The sequence below is a fragment of the Bradyrhizobium sp. P3_C3 genome (genome assembly GCF_056402655.1).
In genome coordinates this window covers 1-12414 of sequence record NZ_JBFUGY010000087.1, presented here as the reverse complement: position 1 = coordinate 12414, position 12414 = coordinate 1, and the positions used below count along the sequence as shown (strand labels likewise).

Genomic DNA, 12414 nt, shown 5'->3' with positions numbered 1-12414 from the left:
CCCTACATCTCCTTCAAGGGACGCTTCTGGAAAGTTCCCCAGGCCTTCGCCCGCGAACGCCTTGCCATCCGGCCGCTGGATCGTGACGGCCACTACGGAATCTTCTTCGCCAGCTGGCAGGTCGCATCGATCGACTTGACCAATGGCCAACCTGTCAGTGATGTGTCCGAACAGGTGTCAGCCATGTCTCCGGACTAAACAGAAGGCGGGGCATCCAGTACGCCGCGGCCTCTCGGATCAATCACCGGCGCTGGTGTGGAATACTGGATCGCCCGCCTTCGCGGGCGATGACAGCGGAGGATGTGGCGCGGAGTTCAGCCGAAGCCGTTCACTGTCCGCCCACCAAGCTCATCACGAACCGGCTTCCGACGATAAACAGATAGCACCCGAACGCCACCTCCAGCGTTCGCTTCGACATCGCATGCGCGGCTCTCACACCGAGCGGCGCTGTCACGAGGCTCATCGGCATCACCAGCACGGCGCCGATCAGCGAGACGTAACCGAGCGCGAACGGCATTTGCAGCGCTGCGACGGCTGGATAGGTCGCCGCCGCCGGCCAGCCGGCATAGATGTAGCCGAGCGCGCCGGGGATCGAGATCAAGACCGCGAGTGCCGACGAGGTCGCCACGGCCTGGTGGATGGGCCGGCCGTAGAACGTCATCAGCAGGTTCGAGAACAGGCCGCCGCCGATGCCCATCAGCGTCGAGAGGATGCCGACGCAGAAGCCGTAGACGCGCATCAGCGGGCCTTTGGGCAGATCGTCGCCGAACTTCCAGCCCTCGCGCGCAAAGATGAGACGCGCCGACGCGGAATAGGCGACGCAGACGAACACGATCTTGAACAGCTTCTCCGGCGCGTAACGCGCGATGACGCTGCCGGCGACGACGCCGATCACGATCGGCAGCCACCACACGCGCAGGATCGACATGTCGACGGCGCCGCGCTTGTAGTGCGCCTGGAACGAACGGATTGAGGTCGGAATGATCACCGCGAGCGAGGTGCCGATGCAGAGCGGCATGCGCACTTCGAGCGGCACGCCGGCGATGCGGAAGCATTCGTAGAACACCGGCACGAGAATCGCGCCGCCGCCGATGCCGAACACGCCGGCCAGGAATCCCGAGAGCGCGCCGGTTGCGATCAGCAACAGCGCGAGCTCGACGATCTCCTTGATATCAAGACCTGCAATCACCCCTGACCTGCCCCGGCGACTGGTCGCAACTTCTCCGAAACATGCGCTCGGAAAGCTGCGTGCGGAGCTTTAGGCGATCTGATTCTCGCGGTCGACACGCCACGTCTTGCGGCTGGGGTGGAATGCAAGGTGCGCATATCCGGACAGGGGTCAAACCGGGCCCGGGCGGGAGCGGATTGGTGCCGTCCGAATGGCGTCAGCGGCCCAAAAGACCGGCGCCGGGCAGGTTTGGACGGCATGGTCCGTTTAGAGGCGTTCCAATAGCAATTTCAACGCGCATCGGACCCTTCAGAACAAATGAATATATATTCTGTTTTTCGTTGGCGGACCGAAGTACTGGTATACCAAGCCACTGATTGGCCTTGTATCATCAACGCTCTAGAGCTGAACCGCGGTTCGATCTATGGCGATTTGGTGATTGCGCAGGCGAAATCGACTCCGTAAATAGAGCCGACCTTTCGCGATCCCCGCGTGCCCCCTGCTGGGCCGCAATAAACATCAAAAGCCCATGACCGCACGGATCGAACGACCGCTTTCCCCCCACATGCAAGTCTACCGCTGGACGCTGACGATGGCGCTGTCCATCGTCCATCGCGCCACCGGTATCGCGCTCTACGTCGGAACCCTGCTGCTGGCCTGGTGGCTGATCGCGGCGGCTTCCGGCCCCGCCGCCTATTCCCACGTCCAGGCCTTCACCGGCAGCATCATCGGCCGGCTGATCGTGTTCGGCTACACTTGGGCGCTGATGCACCATATGCTGAGCGGCATCCGGCACTTCGTGTGGGACCTCGGCTACGGCTTCAAGCCCAATGAGCGCGAAGCCCTGACCTGGGGCGCGCTGATCGGCGGCATCGTGCTCACGGTCCTGATCTGGATCATCGCCTATGCGATCGGAGGCGGACGATGAGCGCGACCGATACGCCCAAGCGCAGCATGCGCACCCCGCTCGGCCGCGTCCGCAGTCTCGGCGCGGCGCATTCGGGTACGTCCGATTTCTGGCGCCAGCGCATCACCGCCGTCGCCATGACGCTGCTGATGATCCCGGTGCTCGTGATCATCATGATGCTGCTCGGCCGCAATCAGGCCGGTGCTGCACAGATCCTCGGCTCGCTGCCGATCGCGGTGATCCTGCTGCTCTTCATCGCCGCCAGCGCCTGGCACATGAAGATCGGCATGCAGGTCGTGATCGAGGACTACGTCCATAACGAGAAGCTGAAGCTCATCTCGATCATGCTCAACAATTTCTTCTCGATCGCCGTGGCGCTCGCCTCGACCTACGCGATCCTCAAGCTTTCATCCGGAGTGTAACCCATGGCCACAGCGACGAATGGCAAGGGCAACGGCGCTCCCGCCACCAACGGCAAAGCCTATCCGATCGAAGACCACACCTATGACGTCGTCGTGGTCGGCGCCGGCGGCGCCGGCCTGCGCGCCGTGGTCGGCTGCAGCGAAGCCGGTCTTCGCACCGCCTGCATCACAAAAGTGTTCCCGACCCGCTCGCATACGGTCGCAGCCCAGGGCGGCATCTCGGCCTCGCTCGGCAACATGCACAAGGACGATTGGCGCTGGCACATGTACGACACCGTGAAGGGGTCGGATTGGCTGGGTGACCAGGACGCGATCGAATACATGGTGCGCAACGCGCCCGAGGCCGTCTACGAGCTCGAGCATTGGGGCGTGCCGTTCTCGCGCACCGAGGACGGCAAGATCTACCAGCGCCCGTTCGGCGGCATGACCATGGACTACGGCAAGGGCCAGGCGCAGCGCACCTGCGCCGCCGCCGACCGCACCGGCCACGCCATGTTGCACACTATGTATGGCCAGTCGCTGCGTCACGCGGCCGAGTTCTTCATCGAGTTCTTCGCCATCGACCTGATCATGGACGACCAGGGCACCTGCCGCGGCGTCATCGCGCTCAAGTTGGATGACGGCACGCTGCATCGCTTCCGCGCCCAGACCGTGATCCTGGCGACCGGCGGCTACGGCCGCGCCTACGCCTCCTGCACCTCGGCACACACCTGTACCGGCGACGGCGGCGGCATGGTGCTGCGCGCCGGCCTGCCGATGCAGGACATGGAGTTCGTCCAGTTCCACCCGACCGGCATCTACGGCTCGGGCTGTCTTGTCACCGAAGGCGCGCGCGGCGAAGGCGGCTATCTCGTCAATTCCGAGGGCGAGCGCTTCATGGAGCGCTATGCGCCGTCCGCGAAGGACCTCGCCTCGCGCGACGTCGTCTCGCGCGCGATGACCATCGAGATCCGCGAAGGCCGCGGCGTCGGCAAGAAGAAGGACCACATCTTCCTGCATCTCGACCATCTCGATCCCGCGGTGCTGGCCGAGCGCCTGCCGGGCATCTCCGAATCCGCAAAAATCTTCGCCAATGTCGACGTGACGCGCGAGCCGATCCCGATCGTGCCGACCGTGCACTACAACATGGGTGGCATCCCCACGAACTATCATGGCGAAGTGCTGACCAAGCGGGACGGCGACGACAACGCCGTCATCCCCGGCCTGATGGCGATCGGCGAAGCGGCTTGCGTCTCCGTGCACGGCGCCAACCGCCTTGGCTCCAACTCGCTGATCGACCTCGTGGTGTTCGGCCGCGCCGCCGCTTTGCGTCTTGCCGAAAAGCTCACGCCCAACGCCAAGCAGCCGGAGCTGCCGGCGAACTCGTCCGAGCTCGCGCTCGGCCGCCTCGACCATTACCGCTACGCCTCCGGCGGCACGCCGACCGCGAAGCTGCGCGAAGGCATGCAGCACGTGATGCAGAACAACTGCGCGGTGTTCCGCACCGGCGACATCCTGAGCGAAGGCCAGAACCTGATCGAGAAGGTCCACAGCGGCATCACCGACATCGCCGTGTCAGACCGCTCGCTGGTGTGGAATTCCGACCTGATCGAGACGCTCGAATTCGACAATCTGATCTCGCAGGCGGTGGTGACGATGGACTCCGCCGCCAACCGCACAGAGAGCCGCGGCGCCCACGCCCGCGAGGACTTCTCCGCGCGCGACGACAAGAACTGGATGAAGCACACGCTGGCCTGGCTGGACGATGCCGGCAAGGTCAAGATCGAGTACCGCCCCGTTCACGACTACACCATGACCAACGACGTGCAGTACATTCCGCCCAAAGCTCGCGTTTACTAAACGTCGCGCGTGTACTGAACGAACAGCGAAAGCTTTATCGAAATGGTTGAATTCGCACTTCCGAAGAACTCCAAGATCACCGGCGGCAAGACCTGGCCGAAGCCCGCGGGCGCGACCGAGACCCGCGAGTTCAAGGTCTATCGCTGGAATCCGGACGACGGCAAAAATCCAAGCGTCGACACCTATTACGTCGACACCCATGATTGCGGTCCGATGGTGTTGGACGGCCTGATCTGGATCAAGAACAACATCGATCCGTCGCTGACCTTCCGCCGCTCCTGCCGTGAAGGCGTCTGCGGCTCCTGCGCGATGAACATCGACGGCCAGAACACGCTCGCCTGCACCCGCTCGATGCACGACGTCAAGGATGGCGCGGTCAAGATCAACCCGCTGCCGCACCAGCCGGTGGTGAAGGACCTCGTTCCCGATCTGACCAATTTCTACGCGCAGTACGCCTCCGTCGAACCGTGGCTGAAGACGACCTCGCCGACGCCGCAGAAGGAATGGCGCCAGAGCCACGAGGACCGCGAAAAGCTCGACGGCCTCTACGAGTGCATCCTCTGCGCCTGCTGCTCGACCTCGTGCCCGAGCTATTGGTGGAACAGCGATCGCTATCTCGGCCCCGCCGCCCTGCTCCAGGCCAATCGCTGGGTGTCCGACTCCCGCGACGAGGCGACCGGCGAGCGCCTCGACAATCTCGAGGACCCGTTCCGCCTCTACCGCTGCCATACCATCATGAACTGCGCCAAGGCCTGCCCGAAGGGTCTCAACCCGGCCGAAGCCATCGCCGAGCTCAAGCTCAAGATGGTCGAGCGCCAGATCTAGGCCTCATTCATGCTACGGCCCCCCGGCCGCGACGGCCGGGGCATTCTACGATCAACCTCAGTTTGAGTAGAATTTGCCATAGCCCGCACCACGCGCGAAGGTCCGGATTACAACCTCCGGTTCCATCGACAAGCCGCTTCCTTCCCAGCGCGAATTTCAAGTAAGCTCTCCGGTCACGGACCGGAGCGACTGTGCAGGGTGCGCAACGCAACTCGCTGAGACTGTTGCAGTGGATGATGGCGGCATCCCTGGCGCTGCCGATTGCACTGTTCGTCTTCGCCTCCACGATCTCCTACACATCGACAAAGGACATCGCCGACCGCGAGATCGAGCGCACGCTCGATGTCGCCCATGAGCATGCGCTCAAGGTGTTCGAGACCATCGACCGCAGCCTTGCCGAACTCAACGAGGTCGTGCGCGGCCTTCCCGACGAGGTCATCCGCTCGCGCGAACCGGCGCTGCACCGCCGCCTGAAACGGCTGACCGATGCGCTGCCGCAGCTCAAATCGGCCTGGATCTTCGACTCGAACGGGAAATCGCTGGTCAACAGCCTCGCCTCGCCACCGCAGGATCTGAGTTTTGCGGACCGCGATTACTTCTACGCCCATGTCGACCAGAACATTGGCACGTTCGTCGGCGCAGCCCTGACGCCGCGTCCGCCCTATCAGGGGGCACGCTTCTTCGGCATGAGCCGGCGCCGCGAAACCGACGATGGCAGCTTCATCGGCGTCATCCAGGCCTCCGTCCTGCCGGAATATTTCGAGAGCTTTTATGCCAGGATCGGCTCCGATCCCGGCAGCTTCTTCGCCATGGGACGCACGGACGGCGTGGTGCTCACCCATTTTCCCCGGCTCGACCGCGACTTCCGGCTCGATCCGACCGGACCGGTCGGGCAGCAGATCGCCGCTCACCCCGAGCACGGCCTCATCACCATCGCCTGGCCCTCGGACGGAATCGAGCGGCGCGTCGGCTACAGGCGCGTCGCCGAATATCCGATCTATGTCAGCGCCGGGCTCGAGACCTCGGCGATCCGCGCGCGCTGGCTCGCCACCATGGGCCAGCATCTGGTGTTCGGCATTCCCGCCACGGCGCTGCTGTTTCTGCTGCTTGCGCTCGCATTCCGGCGTACCCAGCATCTCCACGCCGAGGCCACGGCGCGACGCGAGGCCGAGGAGGCGCTCAAGCACAGCCAGCGGCTGGAAGCGCTCGGCCAGCTCACCGGCGGTGTCGCGCACGACTTCAACAACCTCCTCACCGTGATCCGCGCCTCGGTCGACCTGTTGAACCGGCCGCAGCTGAGCGAGGAGCGGCGGCAGCGCTACATCAATGCCATTGCGGACGCGGTCGCGCGCGCCGCCAAGCTGACCTCGCAGCTGCTGGCGTTCGCGCGGCGCCAGACCCTGAAACCGGAAGTGTTCGACGTCGGGGAGCGGATGCAGTCGCTGCACGACATGCTCGCCACGCTACTCGGGCCGGCGATCGAGATCGGAATCCGGCTGCCGACCGAGCCCTGTCTCGTCAAGGCCGATGCCGGCCAGTTCGAGACGGCTCTGATCAACATGGCGACCAATGCGCGCGACGCCATGCAGGGCAAAGGCAGGATCACCTTCGCCGTGCAGGCGGCGGCGACCATACCCGATACATTGGTGCACGTCTCGGGCAGCCATGATCTTGCAGGCAGCGATGGCTTCGTCAGTGTCGCCGTCAGCGACACCGGCATCGGCATTCCCGCCGCACGATTGGAGCGCATCTTCGAGCCGTTCTTCACCACCAAGCAGGTCGGCCAGGGCACCGGTCTCGGCCTGTCGCAGGTGTTCGGCTTCGCCCGGCAATCCGGCGGCGAGGTGACCGTCGAGAGCGAGGTCGGCCAGGGCAGCACCTTCTCACTCTATTTGCCGCGCGTGCCGGCGGACCTGCTGCCGCAGCGGCAGGCGCCCAACACCGCGCCGGCGGTGGCCGGCAGCGGCATGTCGGTGCTGTTGGTCGAAGACAATATCGAGCTCGCCAATTTCGCGGCCGACGGCCTCACCGAGCTCGGTTACAGCATCACTTTGGTGGACAACGCCACCGACGCGCTTGCCGAGCTCACCGTGGACACAGATCGCTTCGACGTCGTGTTCTCCGACGTGGTGATGCCCGGGATGACCGGGCTCGATCTGGCGCAGGCGATCCGCGACCGCGGCATCCGCGTGCCGATCGTGCTGACCACGGGCTACAGTCAGGCCCTGTCACAAGATGGCGCCGCCGGCTTCGATCTCGTGCAAAAGCCCTATTCAATCGAGGAATTGTCGCGGGTTCTCCATCGGGCCGCGAGGCTCCGGCCGGTCCGCGACGGCGCCGCCGAGTGAGGGCGGCCCGGAACCAACGGGAACCGATTGATTTGGTTCGCGTTATCCGCTCATGCACAAGCCGGCCGCAAAGCGCGAACAGGGCAGGAAGCCCCCCATTGTCGAGATCAAGGGCGAGAACGGCGACGGGGTCACGCCGCCGCCGCCGGAGGTTATTGAGCCCGATCCTGCACTCTCGCCCGAGGAGGCTGAGCAGGCTCGCAAGGACTATCTGCTGACGCGCTTCTGGATCAGCGCCCGCGGCTTCTGGGGCCGCAACGGCGACCGGCTGGCGTGGCTCTACTCGATCGGCCTCGTCGTGCTGATCGTCCTCACTGTCGGCTTTCAATACGGCATCAATGTCTGGAATCGCGCGATCTTCGACGCCATCGAGAAGCGCGAGGCGGCCACCGTCTTCCATCTCACGGCGGTGTTCTTCCCGCTCGCGATCGGCAGCATCGTGCTCGGCGTCGCGCAGGTGTTCGCGCGGATGGGAATTCAGCGCCGCTGGCGCGCCTGGCTCACGGCAAGCGTGCTGACGCGCTGGCTGGCCAATGGGCGCTATTATCAGCTCAACCTGGTCGGCGGCGATCACAAGAACCCGGAATATCGCATCGCCGAGGATCTGCGCATCGCGACCGATTCTCCGGTCGATTTCCTCGCCGGCGTGACATCGGCGCTGTTGTCGGCTGCGACCTTCATCATCGTGCTCTGGACCATCGGCGGCGCGCTCACGGTCACGCTCGGCGGCTCCGCCATCACCATCCCCGGCTTCCTCGTCATCGCCGCGATCCTTTACGCCGCGATCGCCTCCGGTTCGATCCTGGTGATCGGCCGGCGCTTCGTGCAGGTCTCCGAGGACAAGAACCAGGCCGAGGCGGATTTCCGCTACACGCTGACGCGCGTGCGCGAGAACGGCGAGAGCATCGCGCTGCTCGGCGGCGAGGAGGAGGAGCGCGGCGGCATCGACCGCAATTTCACCAACGTGCTGCGGCAGTGGGCGCGTTTGGCCGGCCAGCACATGCGCACAACGCTGGTCTCGCAAGGCTCGAGCCTTGTCGCTCCCGTGGTCCCTCTCCTGCTCTGCGCGCCAAAATTCCTCGACGGCAGCATGACGCTCGGACAGGTGATGCAGGCGGCCTCCGCCTTCACCATCGTGCAGAGCGCGTTCGGCTGGCTGGTCGACAATTATCCCAGGCTCGCCGACTGGAACGCCTGCGCGCGTCGCATCGCCTCGCTGATGATGTCGCTCGACGGCCTCGAGCGCGCCGAGCAGGGCGACGGCCTCGGCCGCATCAAGCGCGGCGAGACCGGCAACGAGGCCATGCTGGAGATGAAGGATCTCTCCGTCACGCTCGACGACGGCACCGCCGTCGTCGGCGAGACCGAGGTGGTGATCGAGCCCGGCGAGCGGCTGCTGGTCGCCGGTGAATCCGGCACCGGCAAGAGCACGCTGGTGCGCGCCATCGCGGGGCTCTGGCCATGGGGCGGCGGCAGCGTCAATTTCCATCCCGACCGCCGCCTGTTCATGCTGCCGCAGCGGCCCTACGTGCCGTCCGGCAGCCTGCGCCGCGCGGTCGCCTATCCCGGTGCCGAGGATGACTGGACCGTCGAGGAGATTGGCGAGGCCTTGCACAAGGTCGGCCTCGACCACCTCAAGGAGAAGATCGAGGAAGAGGGGCCGTGGGACCAGACGCTGTCTGGCGGCGAGAAGCAGCGCCTCGCCTTCGCGCGGCTGCTGCTGCACAACCCCGACATCGTCGTGCTCGATGAAGCCACCTCCGCGCTCGACGAGAAAAGCCAGGACAAGATGATGCAGATGGTCACCGACGAGTTGCCGAAGGCGACCATCGTCAGCGTCGCCCATCGCGTCGAGCTGGAAGCCTTCCACAGCCGCAAGATCGTGCTGGAACGCCGCAAGGGCGGCGCAAAACTCGTCAGCGATATCGACCTGATCCCGCGCAAGGGCAAACGCAAGCTGCTCGGGCGATTCCTGAGGCAGCGCAAGGCCGCGCCAAAAAAGGCGGCGTAAGGTCCGTAGCCCGGATGGAGCGAAGCGCAATCCGGGACGGTCCATCAGAGCGGCGAGAACCCCGGATTTCACTGCGCTCCATCCGGGCTACATTCTTTTCCCGCAACATTGGAGTCCTCATCAAAACCGGCTATGCATGCGCCGCTTGCAACGAGGACCGCCTGCTTGACGCCCGACAACGCCCCTTCATCCGCGCCGTTTGGCGCGTTTGCGCCGAACGCGGCGCAGGCTGCGGTCATCCGCCTTGCGCAACAGTCGGGGCTGAAGCGCGGTGCGTTCCGCCCGTGGATGTCGCGGCTGGTCAACCTGATGCGCAGCGGGCCGATCGATGTGCAGTACCAGGGCGCCTCGTTCCGCTTCTATCACCAGGGCAGCGCGACCGAGCGCGGCGCGCTGTTCAATCCCGACTACAATCTCGACGAGCTCGACTTCCTGCGCCGACACACCCCGGCAGGCGGCGTGTTCGTCGACGTCGGCGCCAATGTCGGCACCTTTGCCCTGGTGATGGCGCAGCAGGTCGGCACCAATGGCAAGGTGGTCGCGATCGAACCGCATCCGATGACGTTTGGACGGCTCTCGTTCAACCACGCCGCGTCGAAGACGACGCAGGTGCGCCTGGTGCAGGCTGCCGCCGGTGACAGCGACGGCGAGCTCATGATCGAGAGCGGCGGCGGCAATCTCGGCGCCACGCACGTCGTCACCGGCACGGCCAGCGCGGAGGCCATCAAGGTGCCGTCGCTGCGGCTGACACGCATTCTGGACGAGGCCGGCGTCGGCCAGGTCGATTCGCTCAAGATCGACGTCGAGGGCTTCGAGGACCGCGTGCTGATCGGCTTCTTCCGCGACGCGCCGCAATCGCTGTGGCCGCGCGCGGTGGTGATCGAGCATCTGTCACAAAACGAATGGCAGCAGGATTGTATCGCTGACATGGTCGCGCGCGGCTTTGCGATCGCGCGCAAGACACGGAGCAATACGTTCCTGTCGCGCTAACCGTGAGCAAGGGAGATTTGCGATGATCGACCATTTGGGTTTTTCGGTCTCCGACTACGAGCGCGCGAAAGCGTTCTACGCCAAGGCGCTGGCACCGCTCGATTACAGCCTGATCATGGAGGTAACGGCGGAGCAGACCGGCCACGCTGCGGCGGCAGGCTTTGGCGCCAACGGCAAGCCGGACCTCTGGTTCGGTGCCGAAGGCGCGATGAACAAGCCGGTGCACATCGCGATTCTCGCCAAGGACCGCGCCACGGTCGATGCCTTCTACAAGCTAGCGATTGCCGCCGGCGGCCGCGACAACGGCGCGCCCGGCATCCGCCCGCATTATCATGCGAACTATTACGGCGCGTTCGTGCTCGACCCTGACGGGCACAACATCGAGGCCGTCTGCCACGCGCCGGAATAGCGCGCGTTCAGGCACGACACGACAAGGAACATCGGCGCTGCATCATCGTTGTCATTCTCCAGACAACTGACCTCGATGATGTGATGCCGATCGAACCGCCCGAGATTCCACCGTCGACGCCCGGCACGCCCACCGAGCCGCCGCCTGGAATTCCGCCGGGCAATCCGCAGCCTGAAATCGCGCCGCCGGTGCGCGAACCCGGCGAATCACCACGGCCCGACGAATTGCCGGGCCACGTGCCGGAAGAGATTCCATCGCGCGGACCGAACGGACCGCTCACGCCGAATCCCGCGACAAATGCAAGTTCGCTGCGCGATCACATGTGAGGCGAAGCATCACATGTGAGGCAATTGCAACCTGCGTCTGAATGCGCATATGAACGTCACCATAGTGAGGTGATTTGCGTGCAGAAATAAATCGGCCCGCGACCTCTTCGCCCGCCACATTCCGGCCTAACGCGTAGCTGTTCATCCCGACACTTCGTCAAAGAACCTTCCGGGGAAGTTCACCATCATGACCAACCTTCGTTTCGTGCTGCTTGCAACGACGGCTCTGACCGCGATGCAATTCGCAAGCTCCGCATCGCATGCGCAAAGCGCGCCGCCGCTCGTGGTCGCGCAAGCGCAGACACAACCGCCAGAGACCGACAAATCGAAGCAGCCTCCGAAGGAAGCGCCGAAGGGACCGCCGCCTGGCGCACGTCCTGCCGCACCACCTCCTCCTGCAGCGGCACCGCCCGCAGCTCCTGCGCGCCCCACGGCGCCGCCGCCCGCGGCTGCACCTCCGCATCCTCCCGCTCCGCCGCCGCCGGCTGCCGCGCCGTCGCGCCCGACTCCACCACCGCCTCCTCCGCCTGCGGCACGTCCGGCACCTCCGCCTCCGCCGCCACCCCCACCGCCGGCAGCTCCCAAGCAGCCGTCGCCGCCTCCGGCTGCGGCACCCCAGCAGCATGCGCCTGCGCCAACTCCGCCGCCCCCGGCCGCGCAGCCGCACACGCCGACGCCGCCTCCCGCCGCAGCTCCGCCTGCCGCGCGTCCCGCTCCGACTCCGCCGGCAGCAGCAACGCCGCCCGCAGCAGCACCCGCACGTCCGGCACCTGCGGCTACGCCGTCGCCTTCACCGGCCGCGCCTGCGGCCCGCCCTGGCGCGGCTGCACCGACCGCCACGCCTGCTCCGACGGCAACACCTGCGCCGACGGCAACGCCGGCACCGGGTGCCACGCCCGGCGCACCGCCGACTGGACGCCCGGGCACCCCGCCGCCCGGCGGACGTCCCGGCACGCCTCCGGCTGCAGGATCACCGACACCGGCCCCCGGTGCCGCGCCCGCTCCAACGGCCACGCCGGCCCCCGGTGGCGCTCCGACGCCGCTGCCCGGCCGTCCCGGCGCAGGACCGACGCCTGCCCCCGGCACAGCTCCGGCGGCGACGCCGACCCCTGGTCAACAGGGTGGAGCACCTCCTGCCGGCGCGCCCGCGGCCGGAACTCCGGCTGCGC

Annotated in this window: 12 protein-coding genes and 1 pseudogene; 10 read left to right on the top strand and 3 right to left on the bottom strand. The window is 65.8% G+C overall.

What is annotated here, in order from left to right; translation table 11 throughout:
• Positions 1-198, top strand: a pseudogene (locus AC1DW2_RS42330) (IS481 family transposase); the annotation flags it as partial.
• A gap of 130 nt (positions 199-328) precedes the next feature.
• Here the strand turns inward: AC1DW2_RS42330 and AC1DW2_RS42325 are convergent.
• Positions 329-1189: a sulfite exporter TauE/SafE family protein gene (locus tag AC1DW2_RS42325; protein ID WP_477009053.1), complete on the bottom strand. Its 861-nt coding sequence runs from the start codon at positions 1187-1189 to the stop codon at positions 329-331.
• Between the two features lie 508 nt (positions 1190-1697).
• Between AC1DW2_RS42325 and sdhC the strand changes: the two genes are divergently transcribed.
• From sdhC to AC1DW2_RS42280, 9 genes are all read left to right on the top strand, one after another.
• Positions 1698-2096: a succinate dehydrogenase, cytochrome b556 subunit gene (gene sdhC, locus AC1DW2_RS42320; RefSeq protein ID WP_028151914.1), complete on the top strand. Its 399-nt coding sequence runs from the start codon at positions 1698-1700 to the stop codon at positions 2094-2096.
• The gene (gene sdhD, locus AC1DW2_RS42315) at positions 2093-2497 is read left to right on the top strand and encodes a succinate dehydrogenase, hydrophobic membrane anchor protein (RefSeq protein WP_477009052.1); all 405 of its coding nucleotides are present in this window, start codon (positions 2093-2095) and stop codon (positions 2495-2497) included. The genes sdhC and sdhD overlap by 4 nt, the downstream gene beginning before the upstream one ends.
• Before the next feature lie 3 nt (positions 2498-2500).
• Positions 2501-4336 carry a succinate dehydrogenase flavoprotein subunit gene (gene sdhA / locus AC1DW2_RS42310; RefSeq protein ID WP_063980368.1) on the top strand — a complete coding sequence of 612 codons (1836 nt, stop codon included), beginning with the start codon at positions 2501-2503 and terminating at the stop codon, positions 4334-4336.
• Between the two features lie 42 nt (positions 4337-4378).
• Positions 4379-5161 (top strand): succinate dehydrogenase iron-sulfur subunit, encoded by a 783-nt coding sequence (locus tag AC1DW2_RS42305; RefSeq protein WP_071908684.1) that lies wholly within the window; start codon positions 4379-4381, stop codon positions 5159-5161.
• Positions 5162-5352: 191 nt separating this feature from the next.
• Positions 5353-7509, top strand: a complete 2157-nt coding sequence (locus tag AC1DW2_RS42300; protein WP_477009051.1) for a hybrid sensor histidine kinase/response regulator — start codon at positions 5353-5355, stop codon at positions 7507-7509.
• A gap of 52 nt (positions 7510-7561) precedes the next feature.
• On the top strand, positions 7562-9520 hold the full coding sequence (locus AC1DW2_RS42295) for an ABC transporter ATP-binding protein/permease (RefSeq protein ID WP_477009050.1): 1959 nt from the start codon (positions 7562-7564) through the stop codon (positions 9518-9520).
• Between the two features lie 165 nt (positions 9521-9685).
• Positions 9686-10510: an FkbM family methyltransferase gene (locus tag AC1DW2_RS42290; RefSeq protein ID WP_247306677.1), complete on the top strand. Its 825-nt coding sequence runs from the start codon at positions 9686-9688 to the stop codon at positions 10508-10510.
• A gap of 22 nt (positions 10511-10532) precedes the next feature.
• Entirely contained in the window at positions 10533-10919 is a 387-nt protein-coding gene (locus AC1DW2_RS42285) for a VOC family protein (RefSeq protein ID WP_477009049.1), read from the top strand.
• A gap of 83 nt (positions 10920-11002) precedes the next feature.
• Positions 11003-11245: a hypothetical protein gene (locus tag AC1DW2_RS42280; RefSeq protein ID WP_477009048.1), complete on the top strand. Its 243-nt coding sequence runs from the start codon at positions 11003-11005 to the stop codon at positions 11243-11245.
• Positions 11246-11430: 185 nt separating this feature from the next.
• On the opposite strand, the gene AC1DW2_RS42275 is transcribed toward AC1DW2_RS42280, so the two are convergent.
• Together AC1DW2_RS42275 and AC1DW2_RS42270 are read right to left on the bottom strand one after the other, a co-directional pair.
• Complete coding sequence (locus tag AC1DW2_RS42275) at positions 11431-12006, bottom strand: hypothetical protein (protein ID WP_477009047.1); 576 nt, start codon at positions 12004-12006, stop codon at positions 11431-11433.
• A gap of 15 nt (positions 12007-12021) precedes the next feature.
• On the bottom strand, positions 12022-12414 hold a 393-nt coding region (locus tag AC1DW2_RS42270; RefSeq protein ID WP_477009046.1), incomplete at its 5' end, for a hypothetical protein.